This is a genomic window from Streptomyces sp. HUAS TT7 (assembly GCF_051550175.1).
Taxonomy (GTDB): Bacteria; Actinomycetota; Actinomycetes; order Streptomycetales; family Streptomycetaceae; genus Streptomyces.
The window spans coordinates 2,322,578-2,344,196 of record NZ_CP196175.1; the positions used below are offsets into that span (position 1 = coordinate 2,322,578).

The 21,619-nt window shown below is 71.3% G+C and carries 17 protein-coding genes; 5 read left to right on the forward strand and 12 right to left on the reverse strand.

The window, feature by feature from the left end; genetic code table 11:
- Positions 1-16: 16 nt before the first annotated feature.
- The 4 genes from ACSHXC_RS10305 to ACSHXC_RS10320 are packed head-to-tail and all read right to left on the reverse strand — an operon-like array spanning position 17 to position 6,253.
- Positions 17-1,942, reverse strand: coding sequence for an IucA/IucC family protein (locus ACSHXC_RS10305; protein WP_438291294.1), 1,926 nt, complete (start codon positions 1,940-1,942; stop codon positions 17-19).
- 60 nt (positions 1,943-2,002) lie between these two features.
- Complete coding sequence (locus ACSHXC_RS10310) at positions 2,003-2,908, reverse strand: GNAT family N-acetyltransferase (RefSeq protein ID WP_438291295.1); 906 nt, start codon at positions 2,906-2,908, stop codon at positions 2,003-2,005.
- Between the two features lie 29 nt (positions 2,909-2,937).
- Complete coding sequence (locus ACSHXC_RS10315) at positions 2,938-4,806, reverse strand: IucA/IucC family protein (protein WP_438291296.1); 1,869 nt, start codon at positions 4,804-4,806, stop codon at positions 2,938-2,940.
- Between the two features lie 37 nt (positions 4,807-4,843).
- A complete protein-coding gene (locus ACSHXC_RS10320; RefSeq protein ID WP_438291297.1) occupies positions 4,844-6,253 on the reverse strand; it encodes a diaminobutyrate--2-oxoglutarate transaminase family protein in 1,410 nt (469 codons plus the stop codon).
- Between the two features lie 356 nt (positions 6,254-6,609).
- Here ACSHXC_RS10320 and ACSHXC_RS10325 point away from each other — a divergent pair, with 356 nt between their 5' ends.
- Both ACSHXC_RS10325 and ACSHXC_RS10330 read left to right on the forward strand, forming a co-directional pair.
- Positions 6,610-7,833 (forward strand): trypsin-like serine peptidase, encoded by a 1,224-nt coding sequence (locus ACSHXC_RS10325; RefSeq protein ID WP_438291298.1) that lies wholly within the window; start codon positions 6,610-6,612, stop codon positions 7,831-7,833.
- Positions 7,834-8,006: 173 nt separating this feature from the next.
- A complete protein-coding gene (locus tag ACSHXC_RS10330) occupies positions 8,007-9,176 on the forward strand; it encodes a trypsin-like serine peptidase (RefSeq protein WP_386001006.1) in 1,170 nt (389 codons plus the stop codon).
- A 130-nt stretch (positions 9,177-9,306) separates the two neighbouring features.
- Here ACSHXC_RS10330 and hflX read toward each other — a convergent pair whose 3' ends face one another.
- The 6 genes from hflX to miaA all read right to left on the reverse strand — a co-directional run bounded on the left by hflX (position 9,307) and on the right by miaA (position 17,436).
- Positions 9,307-10,809, reverse strand: a complete 1,503-nt coding sequence (hflX, locus tag ACSHXC_RS10335) for a GTPase HflX (protein ID WP_438291299.1) — start codon at positions 10,807-10,809, stop codon at positions 9,307-9,309.
- A 231-nt stretch (positions 10,810-11,040) separates the two neighbouring features.
- A complete protein-coding gene (locus ACSHXC_RS10340) occupies positions 11,041-12,504 on the reverse strand; it encodes a M1 family metallopeptidase (RefSeq protein WP_438291300.1) in 1,464 nt (487 codons plus the stop codon).
- 75 nt (positions 12,505-12,579) lie between these two features.
- Positions 12,580-14,664, reverse strand: coding sequence for a RelA/SpoT family protein (locus ACSHXC_RS10345; RefSeq protein ID WP_438291301.1), 2,085 nt, complete (start codon positions 14,662-14,664; stop codon positions 12,580-12,582).
- A gap of 206 nt (positions 14,665-14,870) precedes the next feature.
- A complete protein-coding gene (dapF, locus tag ACSHXC_RS10350) occupies positions 14,871-15,734 on the reverse strand; it encodes a diaminopimelate epimerase (RefSeq protein ID WP_438291302.1) in 864 nt (287 codons plus the stop codon).
- Between the two features lie 77 nt (positions 15,735-15,811).
- Positions 15,812-16,390, reverse strand: coding sequence for a hypothetical protein (locus ACSHXC_RS10355; protein ID WP_438296514.1), 579 nt, complete (start codon positions 16,388-16,390; stop codon positions 15,812-15,814).
- 107 nt (positions 16,391-16,497) lie between these two features.
- Entirely contained in the window at positions 16,498-17,436 is a 939-nt protein-coding gene (miaA, locus tag ACSHXC_RS10360; protein ID WP_438291303.1) for a tRNA (adenosine(37)-N6)-dimethylallyltransferase MiaA, read from the reverse strand.
- 182 nt (positions 17,437-17,618) lie between these two features.
- Here miaA and ACSHXC_RS10365 point away from each other — a divergent pair, with 182 nt between their 5' ends.
- Both ACSHXC_RS10365 and ACSHXC_RS10370 read left to right on the forward strand, forming a co-directional pair.
- Entirely contained in the window at positions 17,619-17,903 is a 285-nt protein-coding gene (locus tag ACSHXC_RS10365; protein ID WP_438291304.1) for a hypothetical protein, read from the forward strand.
- Positions 17,904-17,924: 21 nt separating this feature from the next.
- Positions 17,925-18,167, forward strand: coding sequence for an antitoxin (locus ACSHXC_RS10370; RefSeq protein ID WP_438291305.1), 243 nt, complete (start codon positions 17,925-17,927; stop codon positions 18,165-18,167).
- 88 nt (positions 18,168-18,255) lie between these two features.
- On the opposite strand, the gene ACSHXC_RS10375 is transcribed toward ACSHXC_RS10370, so the two are convergent.
- Positions 18,256-18,957 (reverse strand): class III extradiol dioxygenase subunit B-like domain-containing protein, encoded by a 702-nt coding sequence (locus ACSHXC_RS10375; RefSeq protein ID WP_438291306.1) that lies wholly within the window; start codon positions 18,955-18,957, stop codon positions 18,256-18,258.
- A gap of 71 nt (positions 18,958-19,028) precedes the next feature.
- Complete coding sequence (gene miaB / locus ACSHXC_RS10380) at positions 19,029-20,516, reverse strand: tRNA (N6-isopentenyl adenosine(37)-C2)-methylthiotransferase MiaB (RefSeq protein WP_438291307.1); 1,488 nt, start codon at positions 20,514-20,516, stop codon at positions 19,029-19,031.
- A gap of 69 nt (positions 20,517-20,585) precedes the next feature.
- Here miaB and ACSHXC_RS10385 point away from each other — a divergent pair, with 69 nt between their 5' ends.
- Positions 20,586-21,581: a TAXI family TRAP transporter solute-binding subunit gene (locus ACSHXC_RS10385; RefSeq protein ID WP_438291308.1), complete on the forward strand. Its 996-nt coding sequence runs from the start codon at positions 20,586-20,588 to the stop codon at positions 21,579-21,581.
- Positions 21,582-21,619 lie beyond the last annotated feature (38 nt).

Sequence of the window (21,619 nt, forward strand, 5' to 3'; positions counted from 1 at the left end):
GCCACTGACAATCCGATCACTCAGCCGCTGCGAGAGGGTTCGCCACGGTGCCGTGCACGGTGGCGTGCGGCCGCTCGGGGCGGTCCCGGTAGCCGTCCGTGTGCAGCCGGTTCCGGTTGAGGCAGAGCCGGTCGATCCGGGGCGTGAGCAGGTCGAACGTTTCGTGGCGGTCCTTCTCGTGGGGGAAACGCGCCTGGTGGCGCAGGATCTCGTCGCGCACCAGGGCCCAGAAGTCGGCCTCGGGGACGCCCAGTTGGGCCTCGCAGAGCGGGGCCAGGAACCGGAAGACGCCGACGAAGAGCCCCGAATGAATGAATTGCGTGAGGAAGGAGGGCACCTCCGTAAGGAGGATGTTCCGCACGTCCTCGGGCATCGAGTCGTGCTCGGGAAGGTGCTCGGCGCTCACATTGATGTCATCGACGAAGTCCTTGATCGCCAGGCGTACGGGCACGTCCTGGTCGTCGAAGACGACGATGGCGTTCTCCCCGTGCGGCGAGAAGACGGTTCCATAGCGGTAGAGGAAGTGCAGCAGCGGCGGCAGCAGGGCACTGAACAGCCGGCGCAGCCACACCTGGGGCGCGAGCCCCGAACGGGCGACGAGCTCGGCCGTGAAGGCGCGCCCTTCGGGGTCGGTGTGGAGCAGCGCGGCGAGGGTGCGGGCCCGTTCGCCCGCCGCGAGCCGCTGCGGCAGGGGCTCGCGCCAGATCGCCCCGAGCAACTCCTTGTACTGGTAGGGGACTTCGGCGATGCGGTCGTACAGCGGGTGCTCCACGGCCACCGAGGCCACCTCGCCGAGCAGGATCACCCGGCATTCGTCCCGCAGGAAGGCGTCCCGCTCGCACAGGCCCTGCACCCAGGCAGTGACGGCGGGCGCGGCCACGGTGCGCTCGGTCGGCAGGCCCCGCCAGACCAGGGTGTTGAGGATGGACAGCGGCAGTTTCACCGTGTGGCGCTCGGGCCGCGACAGGTTCAGGAAGGTGCGGATGGACTGCTGCGGCAGCCGTACGTCGCCGTCGGTGGGCAGCGGCACGATGGCGTTGTCGGCGACGGCCGGGCCGAACAGCGGAAGGATCATCTCCGTCCACTGCCAGGGGTGGACGGGCAGGTAGAGATAGGCCGCCGGGTCGAGGCCCCGGGCCCGGAGCGCGGCGGCGAACGCCTCGCGGACAGGGGCGTCGAGCTCGCGGTCGTAGAGCCGGTCCGGCGTAGCCAGCGGCTCGACGCCCCGGTAGCTCGCGAGGTCCGTGCGGACCGCGATCCAGGGCAGCCTGGCCGGAGTGCGGGCTTCCGGGCTCCAACGCGCGGCGTCGTCGGCGGAGAACCCGAGCCGGCCCTTGTTGAGCACGAGCCAGGGATGGCCGGTCTGGTGGCCCTCCAGCTCGGCGTAGCCCAGGTCGGCGAGCTCGGCCGCGGGCAGCGCGGTGGAGTACAGGCGGGCGTCCGCGGCCAGGGTGGCGGTGAGCTCCCGCACGAGGTGTCCGAAGGTGGCCCCGTCGACGCCGAGGGTCCGACGGGCGAGCCCGAGGAAGCGGATGGGATCGCCGAAGGCCTCGGCGGACGGGAGCGGGTGTCCTGGGGTGCTCCGGCCGCCCGGCCCCCCCGCACTCGGGGCGCCCCGCTCGGTGCGGCGGACGGAGTCGGGGTCCACCTGCCAGCCGCCGTACGCGCCGCGCCGCGCCACGAAGGTCAAAGTGCTGCCGTCGTCCAGCGAGAACCCGTACTGACCTGTGCTTTTTCCGTCGGGCCCGGCATTGTCAGTGGTGGGTTCTACCGTTGGTTGCACGATTTCCTCGTAGGCGAAGGCACCGATCATCTTCGCCAGGAGGAGGCGTCCCGCACGGTCCCAGGCCTCGCGGTTCAGCTCGGGAGGGGCCAGCAGCCCGGGCGGGGCTTCGGGGTCGAGGAGGCCGCGGGATTCATCGGGGGAAGGAGGGTTCGGCATGGGGACTCCTCGGGGTCGAACCGATTCGGGGCCAGAGGTGTATGCGGAGCGGCGGGGCGTTCACAGCAGGTTCCTGAGCGCGCGGTCGCGGACCATCAGGGCGGCTCGCTTGTCGGGCAGGTCGACCTCCGCGTGGAAACGGAAGCCGGCGCTGAGGAACGCGGAGACGGAGGGGGTGTTGCGCAGATCGGGTTCGGCGATCACACGGGGGCAGTGCGGACGGTTGTCGATGACCAGGTCGGCGACGGCCCTGAGCAGGGTGGTCCCGACGCCCCGGCCTCGGTCGGCGACGCCGCCGATGAGCAGATGGAGACCGGTGTCGTGCGGGCGGGCCGGATAGTGGCGGGCCAGCGGGTCCAGGTCCGCGCGGTAGATCTCCCAGTAGCTCATGGGAGTTCCGTCGAGGACGCCCACGCAGGGCACGCTGCGGCCGTCGCCGTCGAGCTGGTTGCGCAGATGGGCGGCGGTGACGTACGCGGGTCCCGCCAGGTCCCAGAAGGCCGCGACGGCGGGGTCGTTCATCCACTGGGCGAGGAGGGCGAGGTCGCGTTCGAGACGTACGGGTACGAGCTGGAGCACGCCGAGCGGGGTGCTGGCCGGCGCCCAGTGGCCGGGGGAATCGAGCAGGTCCTCGACGACGGGGTACGCAAGCCGGGCAGCACTGTCTGACGGCGGCAGCAGGTCGCTGCCAGGCCACTGCTGGGCCACGTCGCCGGTGAGAGGTTGCGCGCTCGCGGTCCCCGTGCCCGGGGGAGCGGAAGCGACGCCCGGCCCGCAGAGCTCGGACCCGACGGGCCCACCGGCCCCGGGCCTGTCCGGGCCCGAACCGTCCGGCCCGGCAGCGCTGTCGCCGAACAGGGCGATCAGTTCGCCGGGCAGCTCCAGGTCCAGGGTGTCGTCGGCCGCCGCCCCCTGATGGGGGGCCGGGTCGGCGTCGGCGTCGGTGCTCGCATCGGTGGGAGGCACGGCGACGTTCCTCTCGCAGTTCGTACGGGTCAAGTTCCGTTGGTGTGAAGGGGGTTGGTGATGGTGACGTAGACGGACTGGGTGTCGACCGGGCCGACGAGTTCGTCGAGGCCGTGCAGCCGGGTCAGCAGGTTGGCCTTGCAGCGCAGCGTCGCGCTGTCCAGCAACTGGGCGGGCAGGGGCGAGCCGAGGCCGGTGGCCTTGGCGAGGAACTGGCGCAGGGCGGCGAGCAGGACGCGTTCGTCGGCGAGGTGCTGGGCGCCGAAGGCCCCGATGAGGCCGAGGACGTTGTTGATGCCGAGGTAGTAGGCGAAGCGCTCGTCGGTCACGGCGTCGGGGACGAAGGTGTCGCTGGTGGCGCCGATGCCGGGCAGCCGCCGCTCCAGGGCGGCGCGGTGCGACTCGCGGAAGTAGTAGCCCTGGTTGTCGCGGTAACGGCCGCCCACGGGCCAGCCGTCGAGGTCGAGCAGGACCAGCGTGTTCTGCTGGTGGGCCTCCAGGGCGATGCCTGCCGTGCCGTCCAGCCAGAGCAGCGGGCGCACGACCTGGTCGAGGTAGCGCAGGAACCACTCGGCGGAGACGGCCGCGGTGGGCCGGCCGGTGCGGGCGGCGAGCCGGCCCACCAGGTCGGCGAGGCGCGAGTGCATCCCGGCACGGCCCGGCATGGGGCGCGGGGCGGTGAGTGCGGCGATGCAGACGGCGTCGTCCCCGGGCGCGAACGGGTTGTGGCGGACCATGACGTCGAGGCCCGGCAGAGGTTCGCCGTCCGGGGCGTCGACGGCGAGCCAGGCGGGGTCGCGGACGATGTCGAAGCAGGGGTGGGCCGACTGCCACTCCTCGCCGAGGCCCGCCCGCAGCAGGCGGTGGACCTCCACGCCCCGGTGGAGTTCCTTGCGGAGGTTCTCACGGCGGGAGTTGGTGATGCGTACGCCGAGCGACAGCTTGAGCATGGCGTCGGCGCCGGGGCGGTGGACGGTGCGGACGGAGGACGTGGGGTGCCAGTGGTCGCCGTGCGGGCCGAGATCGTGCAGGAGTCCGGCGTCGAGCAGCGCGGCGACGGCGGGGCGCTGGGCGACGTCGCGCGCCTGCCAGGGGTGCAGGGGCAACGGGACGGCGCCGGGCGGGAGTGGGAGGTCGCCCGCGAGCCGGTGCGCCAGCTGGGGGGCGTCGATGGTGCGGCCGCCCTCGGTCCATGCCGAGTCGGCGGCGAGGACGGAGGGGTCGACGGCCATCCAGTGCAGGGGGAAGGAGCCGTACAACTCGGGTGAATAGCGGCGTACTTCCGTCTCGGAGAGGCCCTCGCGGCTCTTCGGGGTGGGGTGCAGCGGGTGGCCCAGGAGGAGGGACTGTTCGGCGGTGAGGAAGAGATCGGCTGTTTCGCGGGGGCCGGGGCTGGTGCGCCGGTCGGCGATGAAGTCCGCGGTGCGGCGCACGGAGTCGGCGACGCGGCCCACCAGGTCGGCGCCTTCGCTCTGGCCCGCCTCGCGGCCGAGCAGGGCGGCGACCGTGACGGCGTCGGCGGGCGGGGCGCCGGCGGAGCCGCCTTCCAGGGTGGGCCTGGCGAACCGGTGCCAGCCGGTGGCCGACCAGTACGGCACGGGCACGAGCAGGGCGGTGCCGCTGGCCGGGAGCGGGATGCGCAGGGCCGGACCGTCGGGCGCGGCCAGGTCGTTCTCGCGTACCCAGCAGCGCAGCAGGTTCTCGACGGCGGCCGCTTCTGCGGCGGCCTCGGGGTCGGCGGCGTCGAGCGGGTCCGGTTCACTGCGGGCGGTCAGTCGTTCGCCGTGGATCCCGGCCTTCTGGCGCGGCACCGTCGTCGGCTCGGCCACCAGCGGGCCGCGGTGGGCGGTGACAGGGCCTTCGGCCTCAGGCGCGTCAGGTGCGGGAGTGGGATTCACGGAGGTCTTCCTTGGGAGCTCGTGGGGTGGTCCGGGATCAGTGGGACGGTCCGGTCTCGGCCCGGTGGTGCACGCCGGCCCCCGAGTCGGTGCGCGGGTGCGGGGAGCGTGCGGCGGCGGCCAGGGCGTCGGCGAGCCGGTCGAGGACGGCGACGGCCTGTTCGTCGGTGAGGGTGAGCGGGGGCAGCAGCCGTACGACGCTGGAGTGGCGGCCGCCGAGCTCGACGATGAGCCCGCGCCGCAGGCACTCCTGCTGCACGGCGGCGGCCAGCGCGGGCGCGGGCGGCGGCGGGTTGCCGGAGCTGAGGTCCTCGCGCTCCGGGTCGACGAGTTCGACGCCGATCATCAGGCCCCGGCCGCGCACGTCGCCGATGCAGGGGTGGTCGGCGGCGAGGCCCTGCAGCTGGCCGAGCATGCGGGCGCCGAGGACGGCCGCCCGGTCGGCGAGCCGGTTCTCGCGGACGTACGCGAGGGTGGCCGCGCCGGCCGCCATGGCGAGCTGGTTGCCGCGGAAGGTACCGGCGTGCGCGCCCGGCTCCCAGGCGTCGAGGCCGTCCCGGTACACGATCACGGCCAGCGGCAGCGAGCCGCCGATGGCCTTGGAGAGCACCATCACGTCGGGCACCACCCCGCTGTGCTCGACGGCCCAGAACGTGCCGGTGCGGCCGACCCCCGTCTGCACCTCGTCGGCGATCAGCGGGATGGAGCGGCTCGCGGTGATGTCGCGCATCCGGCGCATCCAGGCGTCGGGCGCCGGGATCACGCCGCCTTCTCCCTGGACGGGTTCGAGGATCATCCCGGCCGGGGCGGGGATGCCGCCCTTGGGGTCGTCGAGGAGGTTCTCGGTCCAGCGGGCAGCGGTCTCGGCCCCGCGTTCGCCGCCGATTCCGTACGGGCAGCGGTAGTTCTGCGGGTAGGGCAGCCTGATCACCCCGGCGTCCCGGGCGCCGCCGGAGACGGCGAGGGCGCCCGCGGTCATGCCGTGGTAGGCGCCGGTGAAGGCGAGCATTCCGGTGCGTCCGGTGGCGGTGCGGACCAGCTTCAGCGCGGCCTCGACCGCGTCCGTGCCGGCCGGCCCGCAGAACTGGATCCGCCCGTGCTCGGCGAGTTGGCGCGGCAGGGTGGCGAACAGCTCCGTGGTGAAGGCGTCCTTGACCGGCGTCGCGAGGTCCAGGATGTGCAGCGGCGCCCCCGAGTCGAGGACCTTGCGGATCGCTTCGAGCACGACGGGGTGGTTGTGCCCGAGCGCCAGTGTCCCCGCCCCCGAGAGGCAGTCCAGATAGCGCCGCCCGTCCGCGCCCTCGATCGTCAGCCCGCGTGCCCGCACGGGCACGATGGGCAGCGAACGGGCGTAGGTGCGGGCAGCCGACTCCCTCAGGGACTGCCGTCGCAGGATGCCCTCATGAGTGCTGAGCAGCGCCGTAGGAGCTGGTTCGGTCACGGCCACGACTGCTGGTCCTCCCGCTGTGACGGTTCCGTATCGCGTCCGTTGCGCGGCGCGTACTCCCACGCTGAACGCTGTCCTGATGTCCCCCGTACGTACCAACGACGCCGGCACCGCGGGAGCACGGCCTGACCGGAACTTCCTTGCCTCCAGGAAAGGTTCGCCTTACCGGCGTGGCCGTACGGTCCTGGCGGGCGGGAACCGTGGCCCTGCCGCGTGCCGTCCCCATCGGCACCGGCATAGTGGGGGCCGCACTCGGGCACCGGCTCGCGGTGCCGCTGTTCACGCGTTTGTTCACGAGTTCAGAAGACGAAGAAGACGAAGACGCTTTGATGACGAAGTTCCAGGGGGAATCCGACATGCGACCCATACGCCCGTCCAGCGCCGAGCGCACGGGGAGGAGAGCTCGTCGCGGGGTCTCCCCCGTGCTGGCAGCCCTCGGCCTCACGGCCGCACTGGCGCTGACCGCCACCGCCTGTGGGCCCGGCGATTCCAAGGCCGACAGCAAGCCGACGGCGTCGGCGGCCGCGGGCGACGCCGACAAGCTCCAGATCCCGGACGACGTCAAGAACCAGCTCAAGAAGCACGGCATCGACCTGGACAAGTGGAAGAACGGCGAGTGGAAGAACTGGGACAAGGCCACGTGGCTGCGTGAGGCCAAGGACTACGTCAACCCGATCATCCAGGACCTGTGGGACCCGGACCGGATGCGCAAGGCGGACAAGCCCCCGGAGAAGGCCGTTCCCAACGACATCTCCGGCGACAAGGGCGTCACGGACCCGACGCCGGCACCCGTGAAGGCCGCCGCGGTGAAGGCTCCGTACCACCAGAGCCTGCCGGAGCTGGGCAAGCTGTTCTTCGACAGCCCCGAGGGTTCGATGGTGTGCTCCGCGACGGTCGTGAAGGACCCGGCGCACCCCGGCAAGTCCAACATGGTGTGGACCGCGGGCCACTGTGTGCACGCGGGCGCCAAGGGCGGCTGGTACCGCAACGTCGCCTTCGTCCCCTCGTACAACAACTCCAACCTGCCGACGGCCCAGCTGCAGAAGGCCACCAAGGCGCAGATCGCTCCGTACGGCGTCTACTGGGCCGACTGGGCGCAGACGTCGCAGCAGTGGATCGAGGGCGGCGGCCCGACCGGCGGCACCGGCGCCCCGTACGACTTCGCGGTGCTGCATGTGACGCCGGAGAAGGGCTCGAACGGCAAGTCCCTGGAGGAGACCGTCGGCGGAGCGCTTCCGGTGGACTTCAACGCGCCGGCCGTGCCGAAGATCAGTGCCATGACGGCCAACGGCTACCCGGCCGCGCCTCCTTACGACGGCCAGAAGCTGTACCAGTGCAAGGACAAGCCGGGCCGGCTGTCCCTCGAAGCGAACCTGCCGACGATGTACCGCATCGGCTGCACCATGACCGGTGGTTCCTCCGGCGGCGGCTGGATCGCCACGGGCTCGGACGGCAAGCCGTCGCTCGTGTCCAACACCTCCATCGGCCCGGTCACGGCGGGCTGGCTGGCCGGTCCGCGGCTCGGCAAGGAGGCCAAGGGTGTTTACGACTCGGTGAGCACCAAGTACGCGGGCCAGTAAGCGCTTTGCGGGGGTCCTGTGAACGCCGGGGCCCCCGTTCGTACCCCCCGTGCCGAGCAGGCATAGTAGGGGGCTGCACGGTGGGCGGAGGTGCATACGTCCGCCCACCACACTGACAAGTACATGGCAACACCTGCTCTCGACGGGCAGGCTCATCAGGGGGAATCGTTTTCATGCGATCCATACGTCCGTTGCTGGCCGCTTCCGGCCTCGCCGCGGCTCTCGCGCTGACCGCCACCGCGTGCGGCCCGGGCGGCAGTGACGCGGACAGCAAGCCGTCGGCCTCCGGCTCCGCCCAGGCCAAGGGCGACTCCGCCGGTCCCGCCGACCTGGCCGACACCCTCAAGAAGCACGGGGTCGACCTCGACAAGTGGAAGAACGGCGGATGGAAGAACTGGGACAAGGACAAGTGGCTGCGTGACGCCAAGGACTTCGTCAACCCGGTGATCGACGGCTTGTGGAAGCCGGACCGGATGAAGTCCGCCAAGGACCCGCAGAAGACCATGGCGGCCGGTGACGTCAACGGCGGTACGGGCATCTCGGACCCCGAGCCCGCGCCGGTCAAGGCCGTCCAGGAGAAGCTGCCGTACCACAACTTCGCGGCCCCGGTCGGCAAGGTGTTCTTCGACTCCCCCGAGGGCGCCATGGTCTGCTCGGGCACCGTCGTGAAGGACCCGGCCCACCCCGGCAAGTCCAACATGGTGTGGACCGCGGGCCACTGCGTCCACCAGGGCGGCTCCGGCGGCTGGTACCGCAACATCGCCTTCGTCCCGTCGTACAACGACAAGGGCAAGTCGGAGGCGGCGCTGAACAACGCGCAGCCGCAGGAGATCGCGCCCTACGGCGTGTACTGGGCCGACTGGGCCTCGACCTCCGGCGAGTGGATCAAGGACGGCGGCCCGACCGGCGGCACCGGCGCCCCGTACGACTACGCGGTGCTCCACGTGAAGCCGGAGAACGGCGGCAAGTCCCTGGAAGAGACGGTCGGCAACGCGCTGACGGTCAACTTCTCAGCCCCGCAGGCCAAGTCCGTCGCCACGATGGGCGCCTGGGGCTACCCGGCGGCGCCGCCGTACGACGGTCTGCAGATGTTCAAGTGCCTCGACCGTCCCGGCCAGCTCTCCATCAGCCCCGGCACGCCTCCGATGTACCGCATCGGCTGCACCATGACGGGCGGCTCCTCCGGCGGCGGCTGGTTCATGAACGGCCCCGACGGCAAGGCGCAGCTGGTCTCCAACACCTCGATCGGCCCGGTCACTTCGGGCTGGCTGGCCGGCCCGCAGCTCGGCGCCGGCGCGAAGGCCCTCTTCGACTCGATGAGCGCGAAGTACGGCGGCCAGTAACCCCGGAACACCGGAACGCCTGAGCACCGGATACGACGCAGGGCCCGCCCCCTCGCAGGAGGGGGCGGGCCCTGCGTCTTTCAGCCTCCCGAACTACCGCCTGCCGAGTGGCAGTTCGGCGTCCGTACGCTCAGTGCGCGGCCGGCACATACGGAGCCAGCTCGGCGGCGAGCACCTCGTGCACCCGCGCCTTGAGCACGGTGCCCTCCGCCACGTGCTCCTCGGAGATCACCTCGCCCTCGGCATGCGCCCGGGCGACCAGCTGCCCGTGCGTGTAGGGCACCAGCGCCTCGATCTCGATCGAGGGGCGCGGCAGTTCGGTGTCGATGAGCGCGAGCAGCTCCTCGATGCCCTCGCCGGTGCGGGCCGAGACCGCGATGGAGTGCCGCTCGATCCGCAGCAGCCGCTGCAGCACGAGCGGGTCCGCCGCGTCCGCCTTGTTGATCACCACGATCTCGGGCACGTCGACCGCGCCCACATCACGGATGACCTCGCGCACAGCGGCGAGCTGCTCCTCCGGCGCGGGGTGCGACCCGTCCACCACGTGCAGGATGAGGTCGGAGTCGCCGACCTCCTCCATGGTGGAGCGGAACGCCTCGACGAGGTGGTGCGGCAGATGCCGTACGAAACCGACGGTGTCGGCCAGCGTGTACAGCCGCCCGGTGGGCGTCTCGGCCCGGCGCACGGTCGGGTCGAGGGTGGCGAACAGCGAGTTCTCCACCAGCACGCCCGCGCCCGTGAGGCGGTTGAGCAGCGAGGACTTTCCGGCGTTGGTGTAACCCGCGATGGCGACCGAAGGCACCTTGTTGCGGCGCCGCTCCTGGCGCTTGATCTCGCGGCCGGTCTTCATCTCCGCGATCTCACGGCGCATCTTCGCCATCTTCTCGCGGATCCGCCGCCGGTCCGTCTCGATCTTGGTCTCACCAGGACCACGGGTGGCCATGCCGCCGCCACCGCTGGACCCGCCGCCGCCCATCTGACGCGACAGCGACTGACCCCAGCCGCGCAGGCGCGGCAGCATGTACTGCATCTGCGCCAGCGAGACCTGGGCCTTGCCCTCACGGGACTTGGCGTGCTGGGCGAAGATGTCGAGGATCAGCGCGGTCCGGTCGACCACCTTGACCTTCACGACGTCTTCGAGATGGATCAGCTGGCCCGGGCTGAGCTCACCGTCGCAGACCACCGTGTCCGCGCCGGTTTCAAGAACGATGTCCCGCAGCTCCTGCGCCTTGCCGGAGCCGATGTAGGTGGCCGGGTCGGGCTTGTCACGGCGCTGGTAGACGCCGTCGAGCACCAGGGCGCCCGCCGTCTCGGCGAGGGCCGCGAGCTCCGCAAGCGAGTTCTCCGCGTCCAGAAGCGTTCCCGTGGTCCATACGCCGACCAGCACCACGCGCTCCAGGCGCAGCTGCCGGTACTCGACCTCGGTGACGTCCTCGAGCTCGGTGGAGAGGCCCGCCACGCGCCGCAGCGCGGCACGCTCGGAGCGGTCCAGCTGGTCGCCGTCCCGCGCTCCGTCGATCTCGTGGCTCCAGGCGACGTCCTCTTCCATCAGGGCATCGGCCCGAAGGCTCTCGGTGCGGTGCGTGTCCGCGAAGCTCTGCTCGTCCTGGGAAGGGGATGAAGAGGAGGTCATTGGATCCTTTACGTCGTTGGAATTCCGGACCGGAGTCCCCGAGGGAATTCCGGCTGTGTCGGTCACAACGCGTAATGGGTCCGAATGATTCCCGGACGGAATCCGGCCCCGGCAGCGCCGCCGACGTGAACGATGGTCGCACGGTGCCTCCACGGCCGTCACCCCGGTTTTCCGGCCCTGGGCCGGCCCTGCCCCGATGGCCCGGGCCGGAGCCGGGGCCCGGGTCGCCGGTCAGGCGTGCTTCGGCTTCTGGGTGTGCCAGTCCGGGTGGCCGGGCATCGGCGGCGTCTTCTCCCCGTACAGCCACGCCTTGAAGAAGCCGGACAGGTCACGCCTCGCGATCCGGGAGGCCAGTGCGGAGAAGTCGGCGGTCGTGGCGGTGGAGTCCCGGTGGTCCCGCACCCAGCGTCGCTCCAGGCGGTCGAAGGCCCGCGGGCCGATCTCCTCGCGGAGGGCGTACAGGACGAGGGCACTGCCGTCGTAGACGATCGGCCGGAAGATCCCGATCTTCTGTCCGGGAGCGGACGCCCTGGGCGCGGCGGGCGGCCCGCCGGCTGCGCGCCAGCCGTCGGACAGGGCGTAGGCGGCCTTCATCCGCTGCTCCATGGACCGCTTCTTGCCCACTTCGTCGGCGTACTTCGCCTCGTACCAGGTGGCGTGCCCCTCGTTCAGCCAGAGGTCCGCCCAGCCTCGGGGCGAGACGCTGTCGCCGAACCAGTGGTGCGCCAGCTCGTGCACCATGACCGAGTCCACGTACCACTCGGTGAACTCCGGCCGCACGAACAGCTGCCGCTCGAACAGGGTCAGGGTCTGCGTCTCCAGCTCGAAGCCGGTGTCGGCGCTCGCGATCAGCACCCCGTACGTCTCGAACGGATACCGCCCGACCTGCCGCTCCATCCACGCGATGTGCTCGGGCGTCTTCTTCAGCCAGGGCTCCAGCTTGGCCTTGTCGGCGGCCGGGACCACATCACGGATCGGCAACCCGTGCGGCCCCTCCCGGTGCAGCACCGCGGAGTGCCCGATGGACACCTGGGCCAGCTCGGTCGCCATGGGGTGCCTGCTGCGGTACGTGGAGACGATGCTGCCGCCGTGGCGCTCCCGCGCGGTCGGCAGCCCGTTGGCGACCACCGTCACATCCGCCGGGGCGTCCACATGGAAGGTGAAGAACGCCTTGTCGGAGGGGTGGTCGTTGCAGGGGAACACCCGGTGGGCGGCGTCGGCCTGGTTGGCCATCACCAGGCCGTCGGCGGTGCGCACCCAGCCGCCGTCGAGCGCCGCCTTCGGGTCGCTGGTGTGCCGCACGGTGATCCGCACGGGCTCACCGGCGTGGACGGGGCTCTGCGGAGTGATCACCAGGTCCTCGTCGGCGGTGGCGAACTCCGCCGGCCGCCCGTTGACCTCGACCGCGTGCACCGTGCCCCGGGCGAAGTCGAGATTGATCCGGTCCAGACCGTCGGTGGCCATGGCGTCGATGGTGGTGACGGCCTCCATCGGCTTGCTGTTGTCACCCAGATAGGTAAACCCGATGTCGTACGAGAGCACGTCGTACCCGGGATTCCCCAGATGCGGGAACAGCGGATCCCCGATCCCCAGCGGTACCGGGGCGGGCAGGGCCGCGGCGACCACGGATGCCGCGGCCGCGGCAAGCAGCACGGCACGCAGCCGGCGGGAACGGGGGCGGGGGGTGAGCGGCATGCCCTACGGCTACCAGCGCGATGGGCTCCGGGTCAGCCGACTCGCATGGGCGCCACTCGAACGAGGGTGTGTTGCTCACCCCGCGGCGGCCGGATGCTGCGCCCGGCTCACGTCGTACACCCCCGCCACGTCGCGCATGGCCCGCATGAGGGCGGGCAGCCCGGCGGCGTCCGGGAGTTGGAGGGTGTAGGTGTGGCGGACACGTTGTTCGCTGGGGGGTTCCACCGTGGCCGAGACGATGGCCGCGTCGGCGGTGGCGATGGCTTCCGTGAGGTCGGCGAGCAGGCGGGGCCGGCCGAAGGCCTCGGCGACCAGGGTGACCCTGCACTCCGCCGCGTCCCCCCAGCGCACCTCCACCGGTGCGCGCCCCACGGCCTTCATGCGGGCGACGGCCGGACACTCCTGGCGGTGCACGGTCACCGCCGCCCCCCGCACCGAGAACCCGGTGACCACATCGGGCGGCACGGGCGTGCAGCAGCCGGCGAGACGTACCGTCACGTCGGGCAGGTCGGTCACCGCGTTGGCGGCGGCCCGCCGGTCGGCCGGGACGTTGACCTGCGGCCGGGGCGCCGCGGCCGGCACCTTGACGCCCTCCGGGTTGACCGCGAGCCAGCCGCTGATCGCGATCCGTGCGGCCGGGGTCCTGGCGTGGTCGAGCCAGTCGGAGGCGGGGCCGGAGGTGGCGTCCTGGGCCAGCAGGGGCTGCACAGTGTCGCCGTCGTTCAGCACCGTACTGAGCGTCGCCAGGCGGCCGTTGACGCGTGCGCCGATGCAGCTGTGGGCGTCGTCGCCGTACTGCGCGTACGCGGCGTCCACACAGCTCGCACCGGCCGGCAGGACCAGGGTGTGGCCGTCGGCGCAGAAGACCGTGATCTCGCTGTCCCCCGCCAGTTCCTCGCGCAGGGAGGACCAGAAGGTGTCGGGGTCGGGGGCGTTCTGCTGCCAGTCGAGGAGCCGGGAGAGCCAGCCGGGCCTCGTGGGGTCCTCGCGTTCGTCGCCCGCCTGCTGCGCCCCTTCGCCGGGGCCGCCTGCATAGGGGTTGCCCAGAGCGACGACCCCGGCCTCGGCGACCTTGTGCATCTGGTGCGTACGGATGAGGACTTCGGCGACCTCGCCGCCCGGGCCGACGACCGCCGTGTGGAGCGACTGGTACAGATTGAACTTGGGCGAGGCGATGAAGTCCTTGAACTCGGAGACGACCGGCGTGAAACAGGTGTGCAGTTCCCCCAGGACCGCATAGCAGTCGGCGTCCTCGGCGACCAGGACGAGCAGCCGGCCGAAGTCGCTTCCGCGCAGTTCGCCGCGCTTGAGCTGCACCCGGTGCACGGAGACGAAGTGGCGCGGCCGGATGAGGACTTCGGCGCTGATCCCGGCCTCGCGCAGCACCCCGCGCACGCCGTCGGCGATGCCGGTGAGCGGGTCGACGGTGCCGGAGTTGGCCGCGATGAGGATCCGGGTGCACTCGTACTCCTCGGGGTGCAGGATCGCGAAGACCAGGTCCTCCAGTTCGGACTTGAGGGCCTGCACGCCGAGGCGTTCGGCGAGGGGGATCAGAACGTCCCTGGTGACCTTGGCGATCCGGGCCTGTTTCTCGGGCCGCATCACGCCGAGGGTGCGCATGTTGTGCAGCCGGTCGGCCAGTTTGATCGACATCACGCGTACGTCGTCGCCGGTGGCGACCAGCATCTTGCGGAAGGTCTCCGGCTCGGCCGCGGCTCCGTAGTCGACCTTCTCCAATTTGGTGACGCCGTCCACCAGATAGGTGACTTCCTCGCCGAACTCGGCCCGCACCTGATCGAGCGTCACTTCGGTGTCCTCGACGGTGTCGTGGAGGAGGGACGCGGTCAAGGTGGTGGTCTCGGCGCCCAGTTCGGCGAGGATCAGCGTCACGGCGAGCGGATGCGTGATGTAGGGCTCACCGCTCTTGCGGAACTGGCCGCGGTGGGACGTTTCGGCGAGGACGTACGCCCGGTGCAGCACGGCCAGATCGGCGTCGGGATGGTGGGCCCGGTGCGCGTCGGCCACATGGCCGATGGCGTCGGGCAGCCGGTCCCGGGAGACCGGGCCGAGCAGTGCCGCGCGGCCGAGCCGACGGAGGTCGATCCGGGGGCGGCCGCGTCGGCGGCTCTGAGCACCAGGATTTGTGGCCTCTGCACTCATGGGGCACCTCCGGCAGCATCGACCGGTGGTGGAGGGACCGGCGTGCCCCTCCGGACCGGTGCTTGATGCTACCGACCCCACCACGTGGCGCAGTCCCGCTCTCGCTCAGCGTGAAACGGATCACCCATTCGAGCGAAGGTTCAGGACACAGCTGTTTCGAGCCCCACCGGGCCGATCATGGTCGGCGGACCGCTTCGGAGAGCGGGTCAGACGGTCAGCAGCGCGGGGTCGATGACGCCTTCGGCGACGATCACCGCGGACCCGGTCATCTCGATCTCACCGTCCGGGTACTCGGTGATGACCAGGGTGCCGCCGGGAAGGTCGACGGTGTACGTCGCCGGGGTGCCGGTGACCGCCGGATCCACCCCGTCCCTGCGTGCGGCGGCGACGGCGACCGCGCAGGCGCCGGTGCCACAGGACCGGGTCTCGCCCGCGCCCCGCTCGTGGACCCGCATCGCGACATGCGCGGGGCCGCGGTCCACGACGAACTCGATGTTCACACCGTCCGGGTAGACCTCTGCCGGGCTGAACGGGGGCACCGAGCGCAGCTCGCCCGCGTGCTCCAGATCGGCCACGAAGGCGACCGCGTGCGGGTTGCCCATGTTCACGTTGCGCGCGGGCCAGCTGCGGCCGTCCACGCTGACCGTGACTCCGGCCTCGGGGAGCAGGGCGCGCCCCATGGAGACGGTGATCTCACCGCCCTTGGCGATGTGCACCTTCTTGATCCCGCCGCGGGTGGCGACGGCCAGGTCGCCCTCGTCGACGAGCCCGGCGCGCTCCAGGTAGCCGGCGAAGACGCGCACTCCGTTGCCGCACATCTCGGCGATCGAGCCATCGCCGTTGCGGTAGTCCATGAACCATTCGGCTTCGCCGGCCATCGCCCTGGCCTCCGGGTGGGCCGCGCTGCGCACCACGTGGAGCAGGCCGTCGCCGCCGATTCCGGCCCGGCGGTCGCAGAGCCTGGCGACGGCGGACGCGGACAGGTCGAGGGCGTTGTCCGGGTCGGGGACGATCACGAAGTCGTTCTCGGTCCCGTGGCCCTTGAGGAATGCGATCGGCGAAGTGTTCACGCGTCAATCGTACGGGGACGCGCTGACAGCGGCCCGGGGCGGCGGTCCTGAACTGCGGTTCCTGATCTGAGGCGGGCTCAGCGGAGCCGGGCCACGCGCCAGACCGCGAGCGCGACGAGTATCCCGGCGGCACCGACGTACAGGGCGACGACTCGCCAGTCCGGGCGCTCCTTGGAGCCCCTGGCGGGAAGCCCCGGCCAGGTGTGGCCGACGCGGCGCGCGGCCATCATGCCCCAGCCCGCGGCACAGCAGCTGATGAGGAGTCCGAGCATGGCCACGACCGGGCCGCCGTCGCCGAACTCGAAGGCCAGGGGAAAGGCGAACATGAGCGAGCCGAGCGCCGCGAGCATCACGATGGGGGCGAGCTGCCAGATCCTCAACCGGCGCTGGGGGCGCAGCTCGACCTCGACCTCACCGCCGTCGGAGACCGCTCCTACGGAACCGTCCTCCGGCCCGTCGGGGCTCAGTCCCGAGGCGCCGAGCACCGCGGAACCCAGCGCGGACGGTGTCGCTTCAGCGGCGCGCGCGGTGTCGTCCGCGCCTTCGGCGGATTCCGCTTGCGCGCTGTTCGGTGCCGCTGAACCGTGATCCGTCGGGCCCTGGCTCGCGGTGTCCTCCCGCGATCCCTGCTCTCTGTCTCGAGGGCCGGCCTCCATCGCCACGCGCCCTCCCAACTCGGACTCCACTGGTCGATCGACGATTGATGATGGCACGCGCAAGAGTCCCGCAATGACCGGCGGAGCGTCCCGATGCCATCACGTGATCAGGCTGTAACCGCTCGTTCGACCAACGCCAGCGCCTGGTGCGGGAGTTCCGCACGGTGCTCCATGGCGCCGCTCAGCCAGTGGACGCGCGGGTCGCGTCGAAACCAGGAGTCCTGGCGGCGCGCGAAGCGCTTGGTGGCGCGCACGGTTTCGGCACGCGCCTCGTCCTCGGTGCACTCGCCGGCGAACGCCGCGAGAACCTGCTGGTAGCCGAGCGCCCGTGAGGCCGTACGCCCCTCACGCAGTCCGCTTTCCTCCAGGGCCCGCACTTCATCGATCAGCCCCGCTTCCCACATCCGGTCGACGCGCAGGGTGATCCGCTCGTCGAGCTCGGGGCGGCCGACGTCGACGCCGATCTGGACGGTGTCGTACACCGACTCATGGGTGGGGAGATTGGCCGTGAACGGCCGGCCGGTGATCTCGATCACTTCGAGGGCGCGGACGATCCGGCGGCCGTTGCTGGGCAGGATCACGCGGGCCGCCTCGGGGTCGGCGGCCGCGAGGCGGACGTGCAGGGCGCCGGGGCCCTGCGCCTCCAGCTCGCTCTCCAGCCGGGCCCGCACCTCGGGGTCGGTGCCCGGGAAGTCGAGCACGTCGATCGCTCCGCGCACATAGAGTCCGGATCCGCCGACGAGGACGGGGGTGCGTCCTTCGGCGAGCAGCCGGTCGATCTCGGCCCTGGCGAGCTTCTGGTACGTGGCGACGTTGGCCGGTTCTGTCACGTCCCAGATGTCCAGGAGGTGGTGCGGGATGCCGCCGCGCTCGTCGAGCGTCAGCTTGGCGGTACCGATGTCCATCCCCCGGTAGAGCTGCATGGAGTCGGCGTTGACGACCTCGCCGCCCAGTTGCTGGGCGAGAAAGACGCCCAGATCGGACTTTCCGGCCGCTGTCGGGCCGACGACGGCGATGACCCGCGGTGCGGGAGCTGCACTTCTCACGGTCACAGTCTCGCAAACCTCCTCGGCCCTCCTCGAACGAGCTACGTGACGGGGCGGGGCTGGGTTCGTTGCCTGTTGCGAGGTTCCGAGCGCCGGTTTGTTGACCGGCGCCGCCGGGCGACGCAATGAGGCGCTCCGCTTGGCGCGGGATTTCGCCCACACGAGTACGCTATGGAGTAGATATGGGCGTTTTTTCAAGGTTTCGCCGTAAGGCCGATGTGGCTGTCGCGGAGTCGACCGAGGAAGTGAAGGCGGCCACGCCGACGGCGGAGCCGGAGGCCGAGGGTGACACCGGTACCTCGGCGGACTGCCCCGCCGCCGAGGCTTCCGAGGTATCCGAGGCCGCCGAGGAGACGGACGCGGCGGAGTCCGCCGAGTCCGCTGCCGCCGATGGGGTCGAGATCCCCAAGCAGCAGTCGGCGGAGGAAGCGGCGGACAGCGAAGCCGGCGAAAGCGCCCGCAAGTAGTCCCCCGAGGGAAGGTGCCCCATGGGTTTCCTGGACACTTTGAAAGCCAAGCTGGCCCCGGCCAAGGACAAGGTCTCGGACCTCGCGCAGCAGCACGGGGACAAGATCGACCACGGCCTGGACAAGGCCGCCAAGCTGGTCGACGAAAAGACCAAGGGCAAGTACAGCGACAAGATCGAGTCGGGTACGGGAAAGGCCAAGGAAGCCCTCGACCGCATCTCCCACAAGGACGGTGGCGGCACGCCGCCCGCGTCCACTTCCTGAACCACGCGCGGCGGAGGGCCGTGGAGCTGCCTGCTCCACGGCCCTCCGCCGTGCCTCCTTCGCATTTGGGTTTTTTGAACTCCGGGTTTCAGGACCAGACGCCGACGAAGTAGCCGACTCCGTAAGGCGCGTCCTCATAGAGGAGCCGCCCTGCCAGACCGGCGTCGCTGCCAGCGCCCGCGAGCACCTGCCAGGGCGCGCGTCCCGCCACTTTCAGCTCGTATGCCAGCCGGTCGTCGAGGCCCATCAGGGTGGCGGTGTCGGCGGCGCCCAGGGCTGCGGACGCGACCTCGTCGAAGCTCGCGGCGCGCTCGTCCAGGTAGCCGGGAGCCTTGAGGGTGCGACACGCGCTGCCGTCGCCCATGACGAGCAGGGCGACCCGGGCGGCCCTGGCCGCGAGGTCCTCTCCGGTGCCGACGCAGGCCCCCGGTTCCAGCTGCTCGGCGACGGCGAGCCCCTCGACGGCGGCGTCCGCCCAGCCGGCCCGCTCCAGGAGCCAGGCGCCGACGGTGAGGGACAACGGGAGCTGTTGTCCCCCGGGTTCGCCCGGCCCGAGGCGTACGGAGACATCCACGCCGTACCCGGCGAACGAGCCGACTGCCCCTTGCTGGAAGGTGCCCCCGTGCTCCGCCGGGCCGACCACGACGAGGAGGTCGGGCCGGGACGCGGCGAGGACACCGACGGCGTCGGCACAGGCGTCGCGTGCCGCGTCCAGTTCCGGCGCGGCACCGGCGGCGACCTCGGGTACCAGGAGGGGCGGGCAGGGGCAGACAGCGGCGGCTACGAGCATGATCCGCAGCCTAGTCCGGTTCCGGCGGCCCGGCCCTGCCGCCGGGACTCGGCGGCAGGGACCGTGCGGGCTCAGAGGACCGAGCAGCCGCCCGTGGGCTCCGGGAGCGGTGCCGGGGCGCCGATCGACGGCAGGCCGAGCATCACGCCGGCCGGCTTCTCGGCGGGCGCCGCGTGGCGCTTCTCCCAGGCGTCACCCGCGCGGGTGCGGCGTACCGAGGTCGTCGGGCCCTCGGCGAGCAGGTGGTGCGGGGCCGCGTAGGTGATCTCGACGGTCACCACGTCGCCCGGGCGCACGTCCTCGTCCGGCTTGGTGAAGTGGACCAGGCGGTTGTCGGGGGCGCGGCCGGACAGGCGCTGGGTGGAGCCGTCCTTGCGGCCCTCGCCCTCGGCGACCATGACCTCCAGAACACGGCCGACCTGCTTCTTGTTCTCCTCCCAGGAGATTTCCTCCTGAAGGGCGGACAGGCGCATGTAGCGATCCTGAACGACGTCCTTGGGAATCTGTCCGTCCATGGTCGCCGCCGGAGTTCCGGGGCGCTTGGAGTACTGGAAGGTGAACGCGTTCGCGAAGCGGGCCTCGCGGACCGTGTGCATGGTCTGCTCGAAGTCCTCCTCGGTCTCGCCGGGGAAGCCCACGATGATGTCGGTGGAGATGGCGGCGTGCGGAATGGCGGCGCGCACCTTCTCGATGATCCCGAGGAAACGCTCCTGCCGGTACGAGCGGCGCATCGCCTTGAGCACCGTGTCCGAGCCGGACTGGAGCGGCATGTGGAGCTGCGGCATCACGTTCGGGGTCTCGGCCATGGCGGCGATCACGTCGTCCGTGAAGTCACGCGGGTGCGGCGAGGTGAAGCGGACCCGCTCCAGGCCCTCGATGTTCCCGCAGGCCCGCAGCAGCTTGCTGAAGGCCTCGCGGTCGCCGATGTCCGAGCCGTAGGCGTTGACGTTCTGCCCGAGCAGCGTGATCTCGGAGACGCCCTCGCCGACCAGCGCCTCGATCTCGGCCAGGATGTCGCCGGGACGGCGGTCCTTCTCTTTGCCGCGCAGCGCCGGGACGATGCAGAAGGTGCACGTGTTGTTGCAGCCCACCGAGATGGACACCCAGGCCGCGTACGCGGACTCGCGGCGGGTCGGCAGCGTGGACGGGAACGCCTCCAGGGATTCGGCGATCTCGACCTGCGCCTCCTCCTGGATGCGGGCGCGCTCCAGGAGCACCGGCAGCTTGCCGATGTTGTGCGTGCCGAAGACGACATCGACCCAGGGGGCGCGCTGCACGATGGTGTCGCGGTCCTTCTGGGCGAGGCAGCCACCCACGGCGATCTGCATGCCGGGCCGCTTCGTCTTCATCGGGGCGAGCCTGCCGAGATTGCCGTACAGCTTGTTGTCGGCGTTCTCCCGCACCGCGCAGGTGTTGAAGACGACGACATCGGCATCACCGTCGGCGCCCTCGGGCGCGCGGACATAACCGGCCCCCTCAAGGAGGCCGGACAGCCGCTCGGAGTCGTGGACGTTCATCTGGCACCCGTAGGTGCGCACCTCGTAGGTCTTCGCACTCATCTCGTACACCAGGGTACGGGGCCCGCCGCCCCCTGGTCCTCGCGGGCGATGAACTGGCAGGATCCAGCCATGCTCCCCGCACTGTCCCGGCCCGGCCGCCGCCGTGTCCTGCAAGGGTCCGCGGCCTCCGTCGTGGCCGTCGGGCTGCTCCTGTGGTGGCTGGTGCCGTTCGGCAGCCGGTCACCCGCGGGAAACATCGACTTCAGTACGGGCGTACGCACCGGGGTCTACCAGCGCTACGGCGAGCTGCTCCAGCAGGCGCTGACCAGTGATCTGCCGGACGTCCATGTCAATCTCCGCACCAGCCAGGGGTCGCAGCAGAACCTCCAGCGCCTGGCCGACGGGATCTCCGACTTCACCATCGCCACGGCGGACTCCGTCGACAAGTTCCGCAAGGACAACAGGCCCGGCGCGGACCGGCTGCGCGGCTGCGCGCGGCTGTACGACGACTACGTGCAGCTGGTGGTGCCCCAGGACTCGCCCGTGCGCTCGGTCGCGGATCTGCGCGGCAAGCGGGTCGCCGTCGGGCAGGACGGTTCCGGGGTACGGCTGCTCGCCGACCGGCTCCTGCCGGCCGCCGGACTGGACCCGCAGAAGGACATCACACCCATCCCCGCGGGCATCGACACCATGCCCGACCTGCTGCGGAACAAGCAGATCGACGCGTTCTTCTGGTCCGGAGGGCTGCCGACCAACGCCGTCCTCAAGCTGTCCGAGGCGTACCCGATCCGTCTGGTCCCGCTCGCCGACCTGGCGTCGGCCCTGCACAGGGCGGACGGCAGCACCGGCTACTACCGGGCGGCGACCATGCCGGCCGACGCCTACCCCAAGGCGCAGCGGGGCGTCCCGGTGCCGACGATCGCCGTGGCGAACCTGCTGGTCACCACGGACCGCACGAACGCGGCACTGACCGAGGGCTTCACCCGCACGGTGATAAACAGCCGCGACCGCATCGGCCGTGAGGTGCACGCGGCGCAGCTGGTGGATCTGCGGACGGCGATCTATACGGATCCGCTGCCGTTGCACGACGGGGCGCGGAACTACTACCGGTCGGTCAAGCCCTGACGGCCGGCCGCGGTCAGAATCTGACTGCTGACCTTTGA